Origin of the sequence: Paracoccus sp. (in: a-proteobacteria), from assembly GCF_047973135.1 — a bacterium.
Classification (GTDB): Bacteria; Pseudomonadota; Alphaproteobacteria; order Rhodobacterales; family Rhodobacteraceae; genus Paracoccus.
Map to the genome: position 1 here is coordinate 38444 of NZ_JBKEBL010000069.1, position 20260 is coordinate 58703.

The 20260-nt window shown below is 64.1% G+C and carries 18 protein-coding genes; 13 read left to right on the forward strand and 5 right to left on the reverse strand.

Annotation, left to right across the window (positions count from 1 at the left end):
• Positions 1 to 43: 43 nt before the first annotated feature.
• Genes ACK5L9_RS06130 through ACK5L9_RS06150 form a run of 5 tightly spaced genes read left to right on the forward strand, consistent with a single transcriptional unit; the run spans position 44 to position 5897 of the window.
• Positions 44 to 1555, forward strand: coding sequence for a carnitine 3-dehydrogenase (locus ACK5L9_RS06130; RefSeq protein WP_416910579.1), 1512 nt, complete (start codon positions 44 to 46; stop codon positions 1553 to 1555).
• The gene (locus ACK5L9_RS06135; protein ID WP_416910580.1) at positions 1552 to 2514 is read left to right on the forward strand and encodes an ABC transporter permease; all 963 of its coding nucleotides are present in this window, start codon (positions 1552 to 1554) and stop codon (positions 2512 to 2514) included. The genes ACK5L9_RS06130 and ACK5L9_RS06135 overlap by 4 nt, the downstream gene beginning before the upstream one ends.
• A gap of 3 nt (positions 2515 to 2517) precedes the next feature.
• Positions 2518 to 3339 (forward strand): ABC transporter permease, encoded by an 822-nt coding sequence (locus ACK5L9_RS06140; protein ID WP_416910581.1) that lies wholly within the window; start codon positions 2518 to 2520, stop codon positions 3337 to 3339.
• A gap of 10 nt (positions 3340 to 3349) precedes the next feature.
• A complete protein-coding gene (locus ACK5L9_RS06145) occupies positions 3350 to 4972 on the forward strand; it encodes an ABC transporter ATP-binding protein (RefSeq protein WP_416910582.1) in 1623 nt (540 codons plus the stop codon).
• A 4-nt stretch (positions 4973 to 4976) separates the two neighbouring features.
• Entirely contained in the window at positions 4977 to 5897 is a 921-nt protein-coding gene (locus ACK5L9_RS06150) for an alpha/beta hydrolase (RefSeq protein WP_416910583.1), read from the forward strand.
• A gap of 166 nt (positions 5898 to 6063) precedes the next feature.
• Here the strand turns inward: ACK5L9_RS06150 and ACK5L9_RS06155 are convergent, their stop codons facing one another.
• Both ACK5L9_RS06155 and ACK5L9_RS06160 read right to left on the reverse strand, forming a co-directional pair.
• Complete coding sequence (locus ACK5L9_RS06155) at positions 6064 to 6885, reverse strand: NlpC/P60 family protein (RefSeq protein WP_416910584.1); 822 nt, start codon at positions 6883 to 6885, stop codon at positions 6064 to 6066.
• Positions 6882 to 8252, reverse strand: a complete 1371-nt coding sequence (locus ACK5L9_RS06160) for a leucyl aminopeptidase family protein (RefSeq protein ID WP_416910585.1) — start codon at positions 8250 to 8252, stop codon at positions 6882 to 6884. The genes ACK5L9_RS06155 and ACK5L9_RS06160 overlap by 4 nt, the downstream gene beginning before the upstream one ends.
• A 257-nt stretch (positions 8253 to 8509) precedes the next feature.
• On the opposite strand from ACK5L9_RS06160, the gene ACK5L9_RS06165 reads away from it, so the two are divergent.
• From ACK5L9_RS06165 to ACK5L9_RS06180, 4 genes are all read left to right on the forward strand, one after another.
• The gene (locus ACK5L9_RS06165) at positions 8510 to 8905 is read left to right on the forward strand and encodes a VOC family protein (protein ID WP_416910586.1); all 396 of its coding nucleotides are present in this window, start codon (positions 8510 to 8512) and stop codon (positions 8903 to 8905) included.
• A 52-nt stretch (positions 8906 to 8957) separates the two neighbouring features.
• Complete coding sequence (locus tag ACK5L9_RS06170) at positions 8958 to 9482, forward strand: Twin-arginine translocation pathway signal (protein ID WP_416910587.1); 525 nt, start codon at positions 8958 to 8960, stop codon at positions 9480 to 9482.
• 12 nt (positions 9483 to 9494) lie between these two features.
• Positions 9495 to 11066, forward strand: a complete 1572-nt coding sequence (locus ACK5L9_RS06175; protein ID WP_416910588.1) for a GMC family oxidoreductase — start codon at positions 9495 to 9497, stop codon at positions 11064 to 11066.
• Positions 11067 to 11171: 105 nt separating this feature from the next.
• Positions 11172 to 11558: a ribbon-helix-helix domain-containing protein gene (locus tag ACK5L9_RS06180; RefSeq protein WP_416910589.1), complete on the forward strand. Its 387-nt coding sequence runs from the start codon at positions 11172 to 11174 to the stop codon at positions 11556 to 11558.
• An 8-nt stretch (positions 11559 to 11566) separates the two neighbouring features.
• On the opposite strand, the gene ACK5L9_RS06185 is transcribed toward ACK5L9_RS06180, so the two are convergent.
• Together ACK5L9_RS06185 and ACK5L9_RS06190 are read right to left on the reverse strand one after the other, a co-directional pair.
• On the reverse strand, positions 11567 to 12655 hold the full coding sequence (locus tag ACK5L9_RS06185) for a glycoside hydrolase family 88/105 protein (protein ID WP_416910590.1): 1089 nt from the start codon (positions 12653 to 12655) through the stop codon (positions 11567 to 11569).
• Between the two features lie 59 nt (positions 12656 to 12714).
• Positions 12715 to 13689, reverse strand: a complete 975-nt coding sequence (locus ACK5L9_RS06190) for a TRAP transporter substrate-binding protein (protein ID WP_416910591.1) — start codon at positions 13687 to 13689, stop codon at positions 12715 to 12717.
• Positions 13690 to 13982: 293 nt separating this feature from the next.
• On the opposite strand from ACK5L9_RS06190, the gene ACK5L9_RS06195 reads away from it, so the two are divergent.
• Both ACK5L9_RS06195 and ACK5L9_RS06200 read left to right on the forward strand, forming a co-directional pair.
• Positions 13983 to 14486, forward strand: coding sequence for a TRAP transporter small permease (locus ACK5L9_RS06195; protein ID WP_416910592.1), 504 nt, complete (start codon positions 13983 to 13985; stop codon positions 14484 to 14486).
• On the forward strand, positions 14487 to 15809 hold the full coding sequence (locus tag ACK5L9_RS06200) for a TRAP transporter large permease (protein WP_416910593.1): 1323 nt from the start codon (positions 14487 to 14489) through the stop codon (positions 15807 to 15809).
• Here the strand turns inward: ACK5L9_RS06200 and ACK5L9_RS06205 are convergent.
• The gene (locus ACK5L9_RS06205; protein ID WP_416910594.1) at positions 15774 to 16829 is read right to left on the reverse strand and encodes a LacI family DNA-binding transcriptional regulator; all 1056 of its coding nucleotides are present in this window, start codon (positions 16827 to 16829) and stop codon (positions 15774 to 15776) included. The genes ACK5L9_RS06200 and ACK5L9_RS06205 overlap by 36 nt on opposite strands.
• Before the next feature lie 110 nt (positions 16830 to 16939).
• Here ACK5L9_RS06205 and kduI point away from each other — a divergent pair, with 110 nt between their 5' ends.
• Both kduI and ACK5L9_RS06215 read left to right on the forward strand, forming a co-directional pair.
• Positions 16940 to 17776 carry a 5-dehydro-4-deoxy-D-glucuronate isomerase gene (gene kduI / locus ACK5L9_RS06210; RefSeq protein WP_416910595.1) on the forward strand — a complete coding sequence of 279 codons (837 nt, stop codon included), beginning with the start codon at positions 16940 to 16942 and terminating at the stop codon, positions 17774 to 17776.
• Positions 17776 to 20244, forward strand: a complete 2469-nt coding sequence (locus ACK5L9_RS06215) for a hypothetical protein (RefSeq protein ID WP_416910596.1) — start codon at positions 17776 to 17778, stop codon at positions 20242 to 20244. Before kduI ends, ACK5L9_RS06215 begins: the two co-directional genes overlap by 1 nt.
• The last annotated feature ends 16 nt before the right edge of the window (positions 20245 to 20260 follow it).

A 20260-nucleotide genomic window follows, 5' to 3' on the forward strand; every position in this document is an offset into this window, starting at 1 on the left:
CTGCCGCCTTCGGGCTCCGGTTCTTTCTGGCAAGAGGATTGCAATGTCCCTGACATTCAACAAGGCCGCCTGTATCGGCGGCGGAGTCATCGGCGGCGGCTGGATCGCCCGCTTTCTGCTGAACGGCATCGATGTGGCGGTGCATGATCCCCATCCCGACGCGCCCCGGATCGTCGGCGAGGTGCTGGACAATGCCCGCCGCGCCTATGGCCGGATGTTGCAGGCCCCCCTGTGCCCCGAAGGCAGGCTAAGCTTTCACGACGATCTTGCAGGCGCGGTCGCGGGGGCCGGCTATATTCAGGAAAGCGTGCCCGAGCGGCTGGACCTGAAGCGCAGGGTCATCGCCGCGATCGAGGCGGCGGCTGCGCCGGATGCACTGATCGGGTCATCCACATCCGGGTTCAGGCCGTCGGAATTGCAGCAGGGGATGGCCCGCCCTGAACGCCTGTTCGTGGCCCATCCGTTCAACCCGGTCTATCTGATCCCGCTGGTGGAACTGGTGGGCAGCCCCGCCAATGACGACAAGGCGTTGGACCGTGCCGCTGAAATCCAGCGCGAAACCGGCATGTTCCCTCTGCGTGTCCGAAAAGAGATCGACGCCCATATCGGCGACCGCCTGCTGGAGGCCGTCTGGCGCGAGGCGCTGTGGCTGATCAGGGACGATGTCGCCTCGACGCAGGAAATCGACGACGTGATCCGATATTCCTTTGGCCTGCGTTGGGCGCAGATGGGCCTGTTCGAAACCTATCGCATCGCGGGCGGCGAGGCCGGGATGCGGCATTTCATCGAACAGTTCGGCCCGGCACTGAAATGGCCGTGGTCCCGGCTGACCGATGTGCCCGAAATGACCGATGCGCTGGCAGACAAGATCGGCGCGCAGTCGGATGCGCAATCCGGGCAATATTCCATCCGCGAACTTGAACGCATCCGCGACGACAACCTGATCGGCATCTTTCAGGCGCTGAAGGCACAGGACTGGGGCGCGGGCCAGACCCTGCGGCAGATGGAGGAACGGTTCTACGAACGCGCCAAGGCCGACGCCGCCACGCAGCAGCCGGACAGCTCTAAGCCGCTGGCCCTGCATCGCGCGCGGGTTCTGGGCGACTGGCTGGATTATAACGGCCATATGACGGAATTTCGCTATCTTCAGGTGTTCGGAGACGCAACTGACGCCTTTCTGGGCCATATCGGCATGGATGCCGCCTATCGCGCGGCGGGACGCTCGGTCTATACGGTCGAAACCCATATCCGCCATCTGGCCGAAGCAAGGGCAAACACGCCCCTGACGGTTCACACAACCGTCCTGGGCCACGATTCCACGCGGATCCGTCTGCATCACGAGATGCTGGACGACGCGGGCAAGGTGCTGGCCACGGGCGAACATATGCTGATGCATGTGGACACAGGGGCGGTCAGGGCCGCACCAATGGCCGAGCCCCTCAGCGGGCGTCTGGCGCGGCTGTCCGCCGGTCAGCGCGGCATCCCCGTCCCCGCCCATGCCGGACGACCGGTTCGTGACATCGGCTGGCCGGGCGACGAGGCCAAGACACCATGACCCGGCACCCGCTTGTCCTGCTGATCCTGCAACGGCTGGCCCTTGGCCTGCTGACGCTGTTTGCCATTTCCCTGTTCATCTTTCTGGCAATCGAATTGCTGCCCGGCGATCTGGCCGAAGAGGTTCTGGGCCAATCCGCCACCCCGGAAACGGTCGCGGCCTTCCGGCGGGAACTGGGCCTCGATCAGCCGGCGATGCTGCGGTATTTCGGCTGGCTGGGCGGGATCCTGCGCGGCGATTTCGGTACCTCTCTGGCGAACGGGCGCGACATCGCCGAGCTGCTGTCCGGACGTTTTGCCAATACGCTGTTTCTGGCCGCCTATGCCGCCGCCATCGCGGTTCCGTTGTCCGTCGCCCTTGGCCTGCTGGCCGCCCTGTATCGAGGAAGCTGGTTCGACCGCGCGGTGAATATCGTGACGCTGACGACCATTTCGTTCCCGGAATATTTTGTGGCTTACATTTTGCTGCTGTACCTTTCGGTGACATGGGGCATGTTCCCGTCGATCGCGGATTTCGGCAGCGGGGCTGGCCTGCCCACGATGCTGTACCGGACCTTTCTGCCCGCGCTGACGCTGGTTCTTGTCGTCACCGCGCATATGATGCGGATGACGCGGGCGGCGATCATCAACCTGCTGGCCCAACCCTATATCGAAATGGCGCGGCTGAAAGGCGCGTCCCCCGTGCGGGTCATCCTGCGGCACGCGCTGCCCAACGCCCTTGCACCGATCATCAATGTGGTGGCGCTGAACCTGGCCTATCTGGTGACGGGGGTGGTCATTGTCGAGGTGGTGTTCGTCTATCCCGGTCTGGGGCAGTTGATGGTCGATTCCGTCGCCAAGCGTGACATTCCCGTCGTGCAGGCCTGCTGCCTGATCTTTGCCAGCATCTACATCCTGCTGAACCTTTGCGCCGATCTGCTGGCCATCGCGACCAATCCGCGCCTGATGCACAGGAAATGACCCATGCCCCCGATTTCGTTTAAGTCCGTCCCCCTTACGGCGCTGTTCGGGATCATGGTGATCGCCGGTTTCCTGCTGACCGGCCTGTTCGCCGACCTGCTGGCCCCTTATGGCGAAACCGAGATCGTCGGGGCCGAGTTCGAACCCTGGGGTGGTGCCTATCTGCTGGGCACCGACAATCTGGGCCGGGACATGCTGTCGCGGCTGATCTTTGGCGCGCGCAACTCTATCGGGATTGCGCTGGCGACGACGGCCATCGCCTTTGGCCTGGGCACCGCGCTTGGGCTGCTGGCTGCCGTTCTGGGCGGGCTGACCGATCAGGCGCTGTCGCGGCTTGTGGACATGCTGATGGCGATCCCCTCTCTGGTCTTTGCGCTGCTGCTGCTGTCGATCTTTGGCACTTCTATTCCGATGCTGATCCTGATCATCGCGGTGCTGGAGCTGACGCGCGTCTTTCGCCTGTCCCGCGCCGTTGCGATGAATGTGGTCGTCATGGACTATGTCGAGGCCGCGCGCCTGCGGGGCGAGGGCACCGGCTGGCTGGTCCGGCGGGAAATCCTGCCCAATATCATGGCCCCGCTTGTGGCCGAATTCGGCCTGCGCTTCTGCTTTGTCTTTCTGGCGGTTTCGGCCTTGTCCTTTCTGGGGCTGGGGATTCAGCCGCCCACGGCGGACTGGGGGTCGATGGTGCGGGACAATGCCGCGCTGATCACCTTTGGCGACATCACCCCTCTGCTACCCGCCGGTTGCATTGCGCTGCTGACAGTCAGCATCAATTTCGTTGTGGACTGGATGCTGCATCGCGCATCCGGCCTTAAGGACTGAGGGCGAACCGATGAGCGATATACTGCTGACCATTCGCGGACTTCGGATCGAGGGCCAGCAAGGCGAAAGCTGGCAGCCGATCATCAGGGGCGTAGATCTTGACCTGCGACGCGGCGAGGTTCTGGGCCTGATCGGCGAATCCGGCGCGGGGAAATCGACACTGGGCCTTGCTGCGATGGGCTATTCGCGCGACGGCACGCGGATTTCGGGCGGCAGCATCAGCTTTGACGGCATGGACCTGTTGGCCCTGTCCGAACGCCGCCGCCGGGCGTTGCGGGGCCGCCGCATCGCCTATGTGGCGCAATCCGCCGCCGCATATTTCAACCCCGCGCACCGGCTGATCGACCAGTATACCGAGGCACCGACCAGCATTCACCGCCTGACGCCGCGCGAGGATGCCGAACGCGAAGGGCGCGAACTGTATGCCCGCCTGCGCCTGCCGAACCCGGACGAGATCGGCTTTCGCTATCCGCATCAGGTTTCTGGCGGACAGTTGCAGCGGGCGATGACCGCCATGGCCATGGCCTGCAAACCCGACCTGATCATCTTTGACGAACCCACCACGGCGCTGGACGTGACCACCCAGATCGAGGTTCTGGGCGCAATCCGCAACGCCGTCAGGGACCTGGGCACCGCCGCGATTTATATCACCCACGATCTTGCCGGGGTGGCGCAGAGGGCTGACCGCATCAAGATCCTGCTGCGGGGCGAAGAGGTCGAGGAACAGCCGACCCGCGACATGCTGGCCAATCCGCAAGAGGATTATTCCCGGTCGCTTTGGGCGGTGCGCAGCTTTACCTCGCCGGAAAAGCCCGCTTTGGCGGCGGATGACGTTCCGGTGATGCGGGTGCAGGGCATCAGCGCCGAATATGCGCGCGGGGTGCCGGTGCTTGAGGATGTCAGCTTTGACATCCATGCCGGTCGCACGGTCGCCGTGGTGGGCGAAAGCGGGTCAGGAAAATCCACGGTGGCGCGGGTGATCACCGGGCTGCTGCCGCCGCTTGCCGGATCGGTCGAATTGGACGGCACGGCCCTGCCCGCCCGGCTTGCGGCGCGCAGCAAGGACCAGTTGCGGCAGATCCAGATGATCTATCAGTCGGCAGATACCGCGCTGAACCCGAAGCAGACCGTCCGGGACATCATCGGACGGCCGATCCGCTTTTATCTGGGGCTGCGCGGCAAGGCGCAAGAGGACAGGATCCGCGAATTGCTGACCGCCATCGAGATGGAGCCGGATCAGTTCATCAACCGCTATCCCTCGACTCTGTCGGGCGGGCAGAAACAGCGGATCGGCATCGCCCGTGCGCTGGCGGCGGAACCTCGCGTGATCATCTGCGACGAGGTGACATCGGCGCTGGATCAACTGGTGGCCGAAGGGATCCTGCGTCTGCTGAAGCGCCTTCAGGACGAACGCGGGCTGGCCTATATGTTCATCACCCATGACCTTGCGACGGTCCGGGCCATCGCCGATCATGTCGTCGTCATGCAAAAGGGGCGTGTGGTCGAACAGGGGCCAAAGGGCCGGATGTTCACCCCCCCGCACCACCCCTATACAAGGCTGCTGCTGAGTTCGGTCCCCGAAATGGACCCGGACTGGCTGGATGCCACCATCGCGGACCGCAAGAAAGGCTGACCCAATGCAGATCACCGATCCCGAAGTGCTGCGCTTTATCGCCGATACCGAGGCCGCCTATCCCGCCGATGCGAATGGCGCGACCGCTGACGACAACCGCCGCATGTATGACGCCATGTGCGCCGTGTTCCGCGCCCCGCACCCCGCCGGGCTGCCGGTCCGCGACGAAACGGTCGCCGGCGTTCCGGTGCGCCGCTATATCCCCGAAGGCGCGGCGGGAAGGGCCTTTCTGCTGTATTCGCATGGCGGCGGCTTTGTCGTCGGCGGGCTGGACAGCCATGACGATGTCTGCGCGGAACTGGCCGTTGCGACCGGCTGCGAGGTGGTGTCGGTCGATTACCGCCTTGCGCCAGAACATCTGTTCCCCGCCCAGATCGACGATGTCGCCGCCGTCTGGCAGGCCGAAACCGCGACGGGACGGGGCGGCATCGCCATCGGCGACAGCGCGGGCGGCAACCTTTCCGCCGCGCTGTGTTTACGAATGCGGCGCATCGGAGGGGCCATGCCGTTGGCGCAGGTGCTGATCTATCCGGGCCTCGGCGGCGACATGACCGCGCCATCCTATACCGACAACGCCGAGGCACCGCTGCTGCGAACCCAGGATCTGAAAAGCTATGCCGACCTGATCACCGGAGGCAATCCCGACCTGCGGCGCAACAACCCCGAGGCCTCGCCGCTGCGCGCCAGCAGCTTCGAGGGCCTGCCCCCTGCCCTGATCGTCACCGCCGATGTGGACCCGATCCGCGACGATGGCCCCGCCTATCAGGAAAAACTGCGAGCTGTCGGCATCCGCGCCGACTGGCGCAACGAAGCGCAGCTTGTCCACGGCTATCTGCGCGCCCGGCATGGCAGCAAGCGCGCAGGCGAAAGCTTTGCTGCGATCTGCGACTGGATCAACCGGTTTCTGGCCGGGGGTGAACCATGACGGGCCAAAGGCGCGCTTGACGGGCAGATGGGCGACACCCGAGGATTGCCCCATACCCGCTGCCGACTTTCCATCCGCTCCCGCCACCGGGCCGGGTCATCGGACGGAATGACCGCTTCGTCCCGCGTGGGGGGGGCGTTCCGCGAATGGGCATCTTCGACGCCGCTTACCTGACCGGTCGCCGCGCGCCAAGGAATGACCCCCCATCCGCCGCCTCGATCCGGGCCATGGCATCGGCGATGGGTTCCCATATCACCGCCATTTTCCAGGCTGTCGCGTGGATCATCAGATCGCCCGAGGCCGCCAGCGCCACATGTCCCGGCCAGAACAGCAGATCCCCGCGCGCGATGTCCGCAGCGCGGGGAAAGGCGTCCCGTTGCAGGTCGCTGTCGCCGGGGCAGGGGATGCCGCATTCGGTCAGCGCAATCTGCGCCAGCCCCGAGCAATCAATGCCCGCACGGCTGTTTCCGCCCCACAGATAGGGCGTGCCCAGCAGGTTTTCGGCCACAGTGACCGGATCGGTGACGGGCTGATCGCCGATATGCTGAACGGGGACAAAGCCGCCCGTGGCAAGGCGTGCAAAGCGGCCCTCGATCCCCGAAACCGACAGTCGCGCGCCAATGGAAAGCCCAAGGATTTCAGGCTGTTTCATATCGGGCGCAGGGTAAAGATGCGTGGCGGGCGCGGTAACGCGATGGGTGATCGGCGGCAGCTCGCGGGTCAGCGCCTCGGCCCTCAGCCAGCCGCAATAGCCATCCAGCGCCGCCTGCACAAAGACCCGGTCGCCACGTTCCTCGATCACCGTCAGGTCGGCGCCGAAAATCACCTGCCGGTCACGGCGCCCTCCCGGCGCGTCCAGCAGATCGGCCAGCGGAACGGTCAGCCGCGCGGGCTGGCCCGGCGTCCAGGCGGGCCGGTCCAGCACGCCACGCAGACTGTCCAGCGCCACGCGGTCGGTCGCGGGCGTCAGCCGCCGGTCAAAGGTCACGCCAGCAGGTCCGGCAGCGCCGCCAGCAGCGCGCGCGCGCCCTGCCCGACGCCGCCCTTGGGCCGCCCCGGCGCCGCCGAGGGCTGCCAGCCGTAAATGTCCAGATGAACATAGCGCCCCGCCCCTTCGGCAAAGCGGCGCAGGAACAGGGCGGCGGTGATCGACCCGGCCATCCCGCCCGAGGGGGCATTGTCCAGATCGGCAATCTGCGGCTCGATCATCGTGTCATAGGGTGCCCAGAACGGCATGCGCCACAGCGGGTCCGCGACGGCCATCGCGCTGTCCTGCAAGGCCCGCGCGGTGGCGTCGTCATCGCAATAGAAGGGCGGAATATCCGGCCCCAGCGCCACCCGCGCCGCCCCCGTCAGCGTCGCGAAAGAAACCATCAGATCGGGGCTTTCCTCAGCCCCGAGGGCCAGCGCGTCGGCCAGCACCAGCCGCCCCTCGGCATCGGTGTTGTTCACCTCGACGGTCAGGCCCTTGCGGCTGGTCAGCACGTCGCCGGGGCGAAAGGCGTTACCCGCAATACTGTTTTCCACCGCCGGGATCAGCACGCGCAGCCGCAGCCCCGGCGTCGCGCCGGTACCGGCCAGCATCTTCAGCAGGCCCAGCACCGTCGCCGCGCCGCCCATGTCCTTTTTCATCAAGGCCATGGACGAGGCAGGCTTGATGTCCAGCCCGCCAGTGTCGAAACACACGCCCTTGCCAACCAGCGTCAGCATCGGCCCGGTATCGCCCAGCCGGATGTCGATCAGCCGGGGGGCCTGTTCGGCGGCACGCCCGACCGCATGGACCATCGGCAGGTTCGATTCCAGCAGCGCGGTGCCCGTCGTGACCTCGATCCGCGCGCCGATTTCCCCGGCGAGATCGCGCGCCGCCTGTTCAAGCTGCGCCGGACCCATATCGCCCGCAGGGGTGTTGATCAGGTCGCGGGTCAGAAACTCGCCAGCCGCGATGGCCAACAGACGCGCGGCATCCACACCCTCGGGGCAGACCAGACGCGGCGCCTCGCCAGCCGGGCCGCCCTTGTATCGGGTGAAGCGATACTGCCCCAGCAGCCAGCCAAGTGCGGCCTCGTCCGGGTCCACACCCGCAGGCCGGTTCGCAAGATACCAGTCTCCCTTGGGCAGGGCACCCGCGCGGGCCAGAGTGAACCGCTCTCGCGCAGCCTTGCCCGGATCGCCCAGCCCGAACAGCGCCCCGGCCACCTTGCCATCCGCGCCCGGCAGCAGGCAGATTTCGCCCGTCCTGCCGGTAAAACCGCAAGCCTTGGGCCAATCGCCCGCCTCGACCGGGCTCTCGCCCCCTTTTTCGATCAGCCAAAGCGGCAGGGCGTGATCCGATGCGGGGGCAAATTCCGGGGACATGGGCGTTCCTTTCGGTGATATGGGCGACAGGTTACATGCTGGCCCCGCCCCCGCAAGGGCGATGTCTGCGCCGCCCCTCCGATCCGGATCGCCGGTACAGATCATGCCCCTTCGTCATGCCGACAGTTCAGGGCATTGTTCTAAAACGATAAGCCAGCCTGCGGTCCGACAAAGCCGTGATGTAGTAAGCCTTTAATACCCGCTGCCGCCGATTGCTGGCTATAGTACCTGTAACCTTTTGAAAGCCAGAGGAAATCATGGGCAAGGCCATTCACATGATGTTGCGGGTTCTGGACGAAAAGCGCTCGCTTGCATTCTATCGGCAGGCATTCGGGCTGAACGTTGCGGAACGTCTCGACTTCAGCGACTTCACCCTGATCTATCTCAGCAACCCGGAAACCGGGTTCGAGGTCGAACTGACGGTGAACAAGGGCCGGACGAAGCCCTATGATCTGGGCGACGGATACGGGCATCTGGCCGTGTCGGTCGCTGATCTTGACGCCGAGCATGCGCGCTTCGAGGCCGAGGGCCTTGCACCGCGCAAGCTGGTCGAATTTGCGCCTGACGGAAAATTCGTCGGCCGGTTTTTCTTTGTCGCGGATCCCGATGGATACCAGATCGAGGTGCTGGAGAGACGCGGCCGGTACAAATGACCGAAATGGCGGGGCCAGGGAACCCGCCTCCGTATTTCAAGGGAGGATAACAATGAAACAGAATGTCAGCCACCGGGGCCTTACCCGACGCCAGCTTTTGTCACATGCCAGCGCGGTCGGGACCAGTTTTGTGATCGGAGCGGGCTTTATCGCCGCCCCCGATGCGGCCTGGGCCGCCGAAACCCAGCATATCAGCGCGGAAAGCTTTGCCACGCTGGTGCAGATGGCGCGCGACATCTATCCGCATGACCGCGTTGCCGACGAATATTATGTGATCGCCGTCAAGGGCTATGACACCGCCGAGGCCGCGCCGGGCATCGAGGCCGGGATCGCCGGGCTGGATGCCGTCGCACAGGGGCGCGGTTACGGGCGCTATCTTGCGGTTGGCTGGGAACGCGACCGGGTCGATCTGCTGCGCGCCATCGAGGACGGCGCGTTCTTTCAGCAGATCCGGGGCGGGCTTGTCACCAGCCTGTATAACCAGAAAGCGATCTGGCCCGCCTTCGGCTATGAGGGCGAAAGCTTCAGCCACGGCGGTTATCTCGCCCGCGGTTTCGACGACATCAACTGGCTTTGAAGGAGAGGAACCATGGCTGCACCTTTTGATCTGGGCGACGACAGCGTGGTCGTCATCGTCGGCACCGGCGCGGGCGGTGGCGTTCTTGCCAACGAACTTGCACAGCGCGGCATCAGCGTGGTCGCGCTTGAGGCGGGCGGACGTTACCTGCCCGAGGATTATATCAATGACGAATGGGACAGCTTCGGCCAGCTTGCCTGGACCGACGCGCGCAGCACCAGCGGCGACTGGCGCGTGGCACGGGATTTTCCGGGCCTGCCGACCTGGATCGTCAAGGCCGTCGGCGGCTCGACCGTGCACTGGGCGGGCGCAAGCCTGCGGTTTCAGGATCACGAATGGAAGACGGCGACGACCTATGGAAATATCCGGGGCGCCAATCTTCTGGACTGGCCGATCGACAGCGCCGAAATGGCACCGTGGTACGACAAGGCCGAGAAAAAGCTGAACGTCACCCGGACAAACGGCCTGCCGGGGCTGCCGGGGAACAACAACTACAAGATCCTTGAGGCCGGGGCCAAGGCCCTGGGTTATACCGAGGTTCATACCGGGCGGATGGCGATCAACTCGACCGAGGGTCTGGACCGGCCGATGTGCCAGCAGACGGGGTTCTGTTTTCAGGGCTGCAAATGGGGCGCGAAATGGTCCTCGGCCTATACCGATATCGAACAGGGCGAAGCGACCGGCAATCTGGAGGTGCGCCCCCAATCCCATGCGGCGCGCATCCTGCATGACGATACCGGCAAGGTCACGGGCGTCGAGTATTTCGATGCCGACGGAAATTTGCAGATGCAGGCCGCGCGGGTGGTCTGCGTGGCGGGCAACTCGATCGAAAGCCCGCGCCTGCTGCTGAACTCGGCTTCGTCGATGTTCCCGGACGGGCTTGCCAACAGCTCGGGTCAGGTCGGGCGCAACTATATGCGCCACACTACCGGCTCGGTCTATGGCATCTTTGACAAGCCGGTGCGGATGTGGCGCGGCACCACCATGGCCGGGATCATCCAGGACGAATCGCGGCACGATCCGTCACGGGGCTTTGTCGGAGGGTTCGAACTTGAAACGGTTTCCGTCGGGATTCCCTTCGCGGCGGCCTTCCTTGACCCCGGTTCATGGGGGCGCGAATTCACCACCGCGATTGACAGCTATGAAAACATGGCCGGAATGTGGATCGTAGGCGAGGACATGCCGCAGGAAACCAATCGCATCACACTGAACACCGAGCTGCTGGATCAGCACGGCCTGCCTGCGGCGAATGTGCATTACGACGATCACCCGAATGACCGGGCGATGCGCGATTATGCCTATGATCGCGGCCGGGCAATCTATGATGCGGTGGGCGCGACCCGCATCCTGCCGACGCCGCCCTATCCCTCGACCCACAATCTGGGCACCAATCGCATGTCGGAAAATCCGCGTGACGGGGTGGTCAACAAGAACGGCCAAAGCCATGACATCGCCAATCTTTTCGTTTCTGACGGGTCACAGTTCACGACCGGGGCGGCCGAAAACCCGACCCTGACCATCGTTGCGCTGGCCCTGCGGCAGGCGGAATTTCTGGCATCCCAGATGAATGCGGGTAATATCTGAGAACGATCATGCCTGACAGGGCGGGCGCGCGGCATTGCTGCGCGCCCGTCCGTGGTGGCGTGCCGCCCGCATGCCACCGGAACGCCACGCGAGAAGGAGGAGTACATGTGTCAGTTATTTATCGGTGCCGACCCGCAGCTTTGGAAAAGTCAGACCCGCTCTATCCGGATGGACGGGATGGTTACAAGTGTCAGGCTGGAAACGATGTTCTGGGCGGTGCTAGAGGAAATCGCCGCCCGCGATGACCTGAACGTGCCGCAGCTTTTACATCAGCTTTACAACGAATCCCTGGATGAAGGGCATGACATCGGCAATTTCACGTCATTTCTGCGGGTCTGCTGCCTGCGCTATTTCGACCTGCAATTGCGCGGCCTGCTGATGCCGGACGGCTCGGGCGTGGGTTACACGACAGAGCAAATCCTGCGGATCGAGGCGCGAAACACGCATCGCCGCACCATGCCGCCACCCGCACAGGCCAAGCATCCGCACTGACCCTGCCGCTAACCGGTGTGGTTCAGGGCCTCGACCAGGCACAGCAGTGCCATCGACTGACCATAGCCGGTCGGCTGAATGGGAATGTCGCGATAGAATTGCAGATCGTGACCCATGCGCGTGCCATAGGACACCTGCGCCACCGTCCCGTCATCGCCGATATGGTCCAGCACAGCCTTCAGCGCGCGCTGGCCCCCGGTTTTCCAGCGCGGACCGCCATGACCCAGCCTGTGCCCCTTCAACAGGGCATAACCGATCGCGGCAGTGGCCGAGATTTCGGGGTAAGAACCGGGATCGTCCACCAGCGTGTGCCACGCGCCGCTGTCGGCCTGAAGATCCAGCAGCGCCTCTAACTGGGTGGTGACAACCCAGGTCAGGTATTTCCGCGTCGAGGCCGCCAGAGGCGCCATCTCCAGCAGGTCCAGAATGCCCGCCGAGATCCATGAATTACCGCGCGCCCAACGGGCACGGGCAAAGTTGTGGTTGCCATCGAAAGTCCAGCCATGGAACCACAGCCCGGTTTCATGTTCACACAGGTAATGAGTGTGGATCAGGAACTGATACGCGGCCTCTTCGACAAGCTCGGGCCGCCCGGCGGCGTCGCCATAGGCGGCCAGGAACAGCGCGGTCATGAACAGCGTATCGTCCCACAGCTCGCCTGTGTTGATCTTGTCGGACACGTCGTGCTGAAACCCGCCCGAGGCCGTTCGCGGCATGGCGGTCATGACGCCATCGGCCCAGTCACACAGCGCCCCGTCCCATCGCGGATCGCGGGTTTCGCGCCACAGCAGCGACAGCGCCAGCATCGGCGCCGTGGTGTTGACATTCTGCGGCGGCAGACCCTTGTCCAGATGCCGGGCATACCAGCTTTCCAGCAGGTGCCGCAGCGCCTCGTCGCCGGTTTGCTGCCACAACCGGGCAAGGCCGTACAGCCCGACCCCCTGCGGCCATTCCCACGAGTCAAAACTGATGTAATCGCCGGCTGTACCGTCCAGATTCGGCTCGTCGAACTGGCCTTCGTGACGCAGCGCGCGCAAGCCGTGAACCAGCTTCGCGATTATGTCATCCAGCCGGGCGCGGGAGGCGGGGAAAGTCATGGTGATGGGATTCCACTTGAAAATATCCGGCCCCGCAGCAGGCGGCGGGGCCGAATGGTTTACTGGCTTTCGATGATCCGGTTCAGCAGCGGGCCAACCTGCGGATCGGCGCGAAACTCTTCGACCAGCGGGGCGACCTTGGCACGGAACGGTGCGATGTCGGGCTTGCTGAAGGTCACGCCTTCGGCCTCGGCCTCGGTCACGGCATCGGCCATGGCGGTGTTCCACAGATCGCGAAAGGCCAGCGTGGCGTTGACGGCGGCCTCCTTGACGACGGCCTTCTGTTCGTCGCTCAGCTTGTCGCTGGCCGCGTTCGAGATGACAAGGAAATCCGGGATGCGCTGGTGTTCGTCCTGCGAATAGAATCTGGCGACCTCGCCATGGCGGCCGATGGTCAGCGCGGTGGGGTTGTTTTCGGCCCCGTCGATCACGCCCTGCTGCAATGCCGTGTAAATCTCGCCATAGGGCAGCGGCGTTGGCGTGCCCCCCATCAGTTCGACCATGCGGATCGACACGTTCGAGTTGATCACCCGGATCTTTTGCCCGACCAGATCATCGGGCGTATTGATCGCCTTGGATTTGGTATAAAAGGACCGCGCGCCGCTGTCGAAAAAGGTCAGTCCGGTAAAGCCGCTGCTGGCGGTGGCCTGATAGACCTCTTCGGCGATGGGTCCGGTCATCACCTGATAGAAATGATCCTCATCGTTGAAGATATAGGGCAGGTTGAAGGCCCGATAGATCGGGTTGAAGTTTTCCAGATTCGCCGCACTGACGCGGGTAATATCGACCGCACCATTCTGCAACTGTTCCAGCACCTCGCGCTCTGATCCCAGAACGCCGTTCAGGAACAGCCGGATCTTGACCTCGCCGCCGGTCTTTTCCTCAACCTCATCAGCAAATTTCTGCAACGCGATGCTGGTGGGGTGGTCGTCTGACAGGGCGTTGGCAAGTTTCAGGTTGACCCGCGCTTCGGCGGTGCCGGCCATCAGTGCCAGCGCCGAAACCAGCGCAAGGGCGGTGTGACGAATGTTCATGCAAACTCCTCCTGATATGGCCGGGACAGGGCGCCGACCCGGCAGCCCGGAGCTGCCCGGCGTAACGCGGCAAAAGATGACGGATGTGAATATTTTTCTCTATATGTAAATATTTTTCATATCTCGCATGGCCAATGGCGCCGATTGCCCACAGCGTCACCGATCAGGCTTGGCCAGATATGGAAAAATCTTACATATTGTCCAAAATTTTCACATATGCATGATTTCGCCATCTGACCCGGCAGGAGAGACGGGCCAATCTTCGACATACCCGTGATCATGGAGGGATCATCGTGCTGTTCCGCATCAAATCCGTGGTCGAGCGGACCCTGCTTGTGCTGATGGGCGTGACCCTTGCGGTCATGGTCGCACTGATGCTGTGGCAGGTGTTTACACGCTATGTACTGGCCACCCCGGCGCTGTTCACCGAGGAAACGCTGCGCTTTACGATGATCTGGATGGCACTGCTGGGCACCGCCTATTGCTTTGGCACGCGCAAGCACCTTGCGCTTGAGCTGGTGCCCCATCGCGCCGGACCACGGGGGCGGAAAATCCTGATGGTTTTCAACGGGTTTGTAACCATCGCCTTTGCGGTGATCACGATGTTTCTGGGCGGCCTCAAGGCCAGCGGCTCGGCCATGGCGCAGCTTTCGCCGATCATGCAACTGCCTATCGGCCTGATCTATCTGGTGCTGCCCCTGTCGGCTGTGCTGATCGTCTTTCTGGTCGGGATCGAGGTTCTTGGCCAGATCACCGGCCACCGGGAAACCCCCGCCGACCCGCAGGAGACGCAGTAGATGGCCACCTTTCTGGATCTGATGATGGAACCGGCCTTTGCCGCGCTGGTGCTGTTTGCGGTGTTTTTTGGGCTGCTGACGCTGGGAACGCCGATTTCCGTGGCGATCGGCGTGTCGTCGATCATCGTGGGGCTGGCCTATATGCCGCCCGATGTCATCTATTTCGTCGCCGCGCAAAAGATGTTTGCCGGGATCGACAGCTTTACCCTGCTGGCCATCCCCTTTTTCATCCTTGCCGGAAACATCATGAACAAGGGCGGGATTGCGATCCGGCTGATCAATCTGGCCAAGCTGCTGGGGGGGCGGCTGCCAGGGGCGCTGGCGCATACGAATATCATTGCCAACATGCTGTTCGGTTCCATCTCGGGTTCCGCCATCGCAGCGGCGGCGGCGGTGGGCGGCACGATGGGGCCGTTGCAGAAAAAGGAAAACTATGACCCGGCCTTTTCCGCAGCGGTCAATATCGCCTCGGCCCCGACCGGGATTCTGATCCCGCCAAGCGGGCCGCTGATCCTGTTTTCGCTGGTCGCCGGGGGAACGTCGATTTCGGCGCTGTTCGTCGGCGGCTATCTTCCCGGCATCCTGATGGGGCTGGCGGTGATGCTGGTGGCAGGCCTGATCGCGCACAGACGCGGTTATCACAGCGAGGGGCGACCAGACCGCGCCGAGGCGCTGCGCATCGTGATCGCGGCATTGCCCGCGCTGATGATGGTGATCGTGGTGATCGGCGGTATCGTTATCGGTGCCTTTACCGCGACCGAAGGCGCGGCTGTCGCCGTTCTGTACAGCTTTGTGCTGTCGCTGATCTATCGGCTGGCCACCTGGCGAGAATATTTCGAGGTGCTGTGTTCTTCGGCGGTGATGACCTGCGCAATCCTGTTCCTGATAGCAACATCGGGAATCATGTCCTATGTAATGACCATCGCCGCGATTCCCGACGTGATCGCCGAGGCGATCCTTGGCTTTGACAACCCTTTCGTGGTGTTGCTGATCATGAATATCTGTCTGCTGGTGATCGGGTTCTTCATGGACCTGACCCCGGCAGTGCTGATCTTTACGCCGATCTTCCTGCCCATCGCGCGCGAGGTCGGCATGGATCCGGTGCAACTGGGCATCATGATGATCTTTAATCTGGGGGTGGGATCAATGACGCCGCCGGTGGGCAGTGTGCTGTTCGTGGGCTGCGCGGTGGCCGATCTGCGCATCGAGCAGGTGGCAAAACCGCTGCTGCCCTTTCTGGCGGCGCTGGTCGCCGCGCTGATGCTGGTCACTTACGTGCCCTTCCTGTCAACCGGCCTGCCCCGGTTGTTCGGCCTGATGTAAGGGAGCCGGGTCGCATGCGGTGCCGCAACTGGCGCGCTGGATCAATTCGCAGGCCAGTTCGATCCGCCGCGCGGGCAGCGGCACCCCGGCCCGGCGCAGGCGCAATGTCTCGCACAGCAGTTCCAGCGACAGCGCACCCACGGCATGCATGGGAATGCTGATCGTGCTAAGCGCGGGCGACAGGTATTGCCCCTGAGGCAGACCGTCGATCCCCAGAACCGAGACGTCGCCCGGCACGTGCCTGCCGCAACATTGCAGCGCTGCAATGGCTCCGGCGGCCAGAATGTCGCCCGCCGCGACAATGGCAGTGAAATCCAGCCTGCCTTGCAGCGCCCCGGTCACACTGCGCTGCGCGGCCTCGGCGGTCCAGTCATCCACTTCGATGGCCAGCGCGGGATCAAAGGCATCGGCCAGCGCGTCCCTCCAGCCCTCGAACCGGCGCAGGATGGTGCGCCTGCCGGGGCGGTTCAGAAAGGCAATGCGCCGATGTCCCAACCCCATCAGATGCCGCGTCGCCAGCGCCGCAGCCGAGCGGTTGCAAGGCGTCACGGAACTAAGCTGCATCTGCGGGTCGTCGCCATTCACGATCACCGCCGGGCAAGGCAGATCGCATGCCGCCCGCAGCACCGCATCATCCACCGTCACCAGCAGCACGCCGATCACATCCGGCGCAGCCGCCGCCTCGTGCAGGGCCAGAAGGTCGGCGCTGTTGCGATAGGTGAAGGCTTCGACGCGGATATCCTGCGCATCGGCGCGTTCCTGCACCCCGGCCAGCACATGCATGGTGAACTGGCTGCGCTGAAAGTCGATCATCGCCTCTTGTGACGACACCAGCAGCACCCGCTGCCCGGTGACGCCCCCCGGCAGGGCATAGTTCATTTCGACCGCAGCGGCGCGGATCTGCGAGGCCAGCCCGTCGCGGACATAGCTCTTGCCGCTGAGCGCGCGCGACACCGTGGCCGTGGACACCCCCAGCCGCGAGGCAATATCGCTGATCCGCGTGCGTCCGTTTTGTGCCATGCGCTTCTCCGGTTTTGCGGTCAGTTATGAAATTTAATTACATATTGCACAAGTGATTTCCTGATGTGATCGGTTTTCATGATCAGCTTTGCCACGACAGAGGAGAAATCATGCCGATGCAGCAACGTTACGGGGTCGGACCCGATCAGATAGACCGGATGATCACCGCCGATCTGCGCGCAAATTTCATGGTCGAGGGGCTGCTTCAGCGCGGTCAGATCCGCTTTGCCTATACGCATTTCGACCGGATGATCGTCGGCGGCGCGGTGCCTGCCGGTCAGCCGCTTGAATTTGGCGACGGTGCCGGGGTCGGCACACCGTTTTTCCTTGATGCGCGCGAAATGGGCGTCGCCAATCTGGGCGCGGCGGGCTGGATCGAGCTTGACGGCCAGCGTTTCGCGCTGGCCAGCCGTGATGTGCTGTATATCGGGCGCGGCGCGCGGCGGGTGGTTCTGGGTAGCGACCGGGCCGATGCGCCGGCGCGATTCTATATGAACTCGGTCCCGGCAGGGGCGGATATTCCGCACCGGCTGATCACCCGCGCCGAGGCCAGGATACTGGATCTGGGCGAGGCCGCGCGTTCGAACAGGCGTTCATTGGCGATGTATATTCACCCCGAGGTCGCGCCCTCTTGCCTGCTGCTGATGGGCATTACCGATCCGGCTGCCGGTTCGGTCTGGAACACCATGCCGCCGCATCTGCACGAACGCAGGATGGAGGCCTATTGCTATTTCGATCTGGATCAGGGCGACCGGGTGATGCACTTCATGGGCCGCCCCGAGAATACCCGCCATCTGGTCGTGGCCGATGGCGATGTGGTTCTGTCGCCCGCGTGGTCTATCCATATGGGCGCGGGCACCGGCCCCTATGCCTTTGTCTGGGGGATGACCGGCGAAAATCAGGCCTATAACGACGTCGCCCCCGTCGCCATCGCGGAGCTGCGCTGATGAACCTGAATACGGGCGATGCCCTTGACTGGTGGCAGGTCACGGCGCTGACCGGGGCGCGCTTTGACGTGGCCGACGCGCCCATGCAGGGCCAGATGGATTCGACCTTTTTCCTGACAAAGGACAGGAACTGGATCCCCCATACCTATCCCTGCCGTACCGACTATATCGCCAGGGTGCGGGGCATCCGGCCACCGCACCCGCCGCCCCCCGACTGGGCCGGGGCGCGGAATGTCCTGCCGACCGGCGCACCGTTTCTGGATCTGTCCGGCTTCTGGTTCCGCCCGACGCGGGTGAACGGTTGGGCGCGCACGGTAATCCACGCCAAGACGGCGGGGCGGGCACGGCTGCGGCTGGGAATTTGCGGGGCGGCCATGGCGCATGTGAACGGGCAGGTTGCGGGCTGGCTTTCACCCGCCACACGCAATGCGATGGACTGGGCCGAGTTTGACGCCGATCTGCGCGCCGGCCCGAACGAGATCGCGATCTGGTTCGAGGATCTGTGCGAACGCGACGCGGCGATCCGGCTGGCGCTGATCTGGCTGTCAGGACCAGAGGCGCGCGCCGGGCACAGCTTTCCGGGCGATGCCAGCCTGACCGACCGGTTTCGCGATACGGTCGCGGCGCTGCATCTTGACGCCAAAAGCTATGACAACCACGAGATTGCGCTGATCCTGCCGGTCCCGTTTCCCTGCGACGTCTCTGGCGTGGTGCGGATCGCGGGGCATTTCATGTCTCACGGCCATGTGGAGTTGCCGTTCCTGATCGCGAAGGGGCAGGACCGGCTGCGGATCGCGCATTCAGACGATCTGCCCGCAGATTACCGCTATTTCGACTTTGCCTTCACCGGCGGCGATCTGACCGTCGAGGCACGTCTGGGGGCCGAAGCAAGCTGGCGCGACAAGATCGGTCCGGCACCCTCGGCCTTGCCCGACCGCATCGCCGAGACCCTGACATGGATCGCCCGGCACGCGGAAGCAGACACCGAGACAGCGCTGGCCTGCGCCGCAATTGGTGACGAGGCGGGGCTGGCGCGGGCGCAGGCGATCATCCTGCACGCATTGTCGGGGATCGAGGATTGCTTTGACTGCGCCGATTTCGCGCTGGTGCCGCTGCTGTGGATCCGAATGGCCCATGCCGACCGCCTGCCCGCGCCTCTGGTCGCGCGGATCGACGCGGCGATCCTGAATTTCCGCTACTGGATGGACGAGCCGGGCAATGACGTGCAGTGGTATTTCTCGGAAAACCATGCGCTGCTGTTTCACAGTTCGGCCTATCTGGCCGGTCATCTTCTGCCGGATGCGCGGTTCCGCCGCTCGGGGCGCACGGGGAGGGACCAGTCGCGGACCGGCCATGACCGGCTGATGGGCTGGTTCGATCACTTCGAGGCCGCCGAGATGGCCGAATTCAACTCGGCCACATATTTCCCGATTGACCTCAAGGGCTTACTGGCGCTGTTCGCGCTGGCCCCCGATGACGACATCCGCAACCGGGCGGGCAAGGCCATCGCGCGGCTGATCACGGTGATCGCCAATTCCGCCCATCACGGTGTGATCACCGGCGCGCAGGGCCGCAGCTATGAGCATTCGCTTTGCGCCGCCGACACGCAGGAACTGACCGGGATGGCGCGGCTGCTGTGGGGCACCGGCAGTTTCGGGACACATGTGAACTGCCTGACGCAACTGGCGCTGTGCCTGCGCGATCACCGGCTGGATTTACCCGACCTGGCGGACATCGCCTGCTGGAACGACCCTGCGACGGCGCAGGAATGGATGTTCTGGCAGGGGCAGGGCGGCTTTGCGCGGCTGTACCATTACAAGACCGCCGAGACGGCCATGGGCTCGGCGGCGCTGTATCGCTGGGGCGAATGGGGCTATCAGGAAACGCTGATACAGGCCCGGATCGGGCGCGATCCGCTGGCGCAGGTGTTCATCAATCACCCCGGCGAGCTGATCCAGTCGGGCTTTGGCCGACCCTCGTTCTGGGGCGGCTCGGCCAGTATCCCGCGCGTGCAGCAATATCGCGATCTGGCGCTGGTCAAATTCGACGGAGACCCGGCCCAACCCGATTTCACCCATGCGTGGTTTCCAACGCCGGTTTTCGACGAATGGCAGGTCAGCGGCCACCGTGCCGCCGCGCTGTCGGGCAATGGCGCGTTGGTTCTGTCGGCCTCGGGCGGGCTGGGGCTGATCCGGCAGGGCGGCTCGGCGGATCACGAGATCCGGCTTGCGGGCCGTGACGGGCTGTGGCTGCTGCGGCTGGGCCATGCCGACGATCTGCCCGGCTTTGCGGCGCGGCACAGGCTGGATGCGGTTCTTGATGTGGATGGCACGATCCGGGTGGATGACGCCGATTATGGCGAGGTGGTGTTCCACCCCGATGGCGTGGTCAAGGCCGAAGGCCGATGCCTCGATCCGCGCGACTGGGGCTTGCGCGGCGACAGGCGGGTTCTGAACATCGTACCCTGACCGCCTCGGGCCGCGC

Coding starts and splice junctions, on each gene's coding strand:
- ACK5L9_RS06130 (WP_416910579.1), top strand. CDS start 44: ATGTCCCTGACATTCAACAAGGCCGCCTGTATCGGCGGCGGAGTCATC.
- ACK5L9_RS06135 (WP_416910580.1), top strand. CDS start 1,552: ATGACCCGGCACCCGCTTGTCCTGCTGATCCTGCAACGGCTGGCCCTT.
- ACK5L9_RS06140 (WP_416910581.1), top strand. CDS start 2,518: ATGCCCCCGATTTCGTTTAAGTCCGTCCCCCTTACGGCGCTGTTCGGG.
- ACK5L9_RS06145 (WP_416910582.1), top strand. CDS start 3,350: ATGAGCGATATACTGCTGACCATTCGCGGACTTCGGATCGAGGGCCAG.
- ACK5L9_RS06150 (WP_416910583.1), top strand. CDS start 4,977: ATGCAGATCACCGATCCCGAAGTGCTGCGCTTTATCGCCGATACCGAG.
- ACK5L9_RS06160 (WP_416910585.1), bottom strand. CDS start 8,252: ATGTCCCCGGAATTTGCCCCCGCATCGGATCACGCCCTGCCGCTTTGG.
- ACK5L9_RS06165 (WP_416910586.1), top strand. CDS start 8,510: ATGGGCAAGGCCATTCACATGATGTTGCGGGTTCTGGACGAAAAGCGC.
- ACK5L9_RS06170 (WP_416910587.1), top strand. CDS start 8,958: ATGAAACAGAATGTCAGCCACCGGGGCCTTACCCGACGCCAGCTTTTG.
- ACK5L9_RS06175 (WP_416910588.1), top strand. CDS start 9,495: ATGGCTGCACCTTTTGATCTGGGCGACGACAGCGTGGTCGTCATCGTC.
- ACK5L9_RS06180 (WP_416910589.1), top strand. CDS start 11,172: ATGTGTCAGTTATTTATCGGTGCCGACCCGCAGCTTTGGAAAAGTCAG.
- ACK5L9_RS06185 (WP_416910590.1), bottom strand. CDS start 12,655: ATGACTTTCCCCGCCTCCCGCGCCCGGCTGGATGACATAATCGCGAAG.
- ACK5L9_RS06190 (WP_416910591.1), bottom strand. CDS start 13,689: ATGAACATTCGTCACACCGCCCTTGCGCTGGTTTCGGCGCTGGCACTG.
- ACK5L9_RS06200 (WP_416910593.1), top strand. CDS start 14,487: ATGGCCACCTTTCTGGATCTGATGATGGAACCGGCCTTTGCCGCGCTG.
- ACK5L9_RS06205 (WP_416910594.1), bottom strand. CDS start 16,829: ATGGCACAAAACGGACGCACGCGGATCAGCGATATTGCCTCGCGGCTG.
- kduI (WP_416910595.1), top strand. CDS start 16,940: ATGCCGATGCAGCAACGTTACGGGGTCGGACCCGATCAGATAGACCGG.
- ACK5L9_RS06215 (WP_416910596.1), top strand. CDS start 17,776: ATGAACCTGAATACGGGCGATGCCCTTGACTGGTGGCAGGTCACGGCG.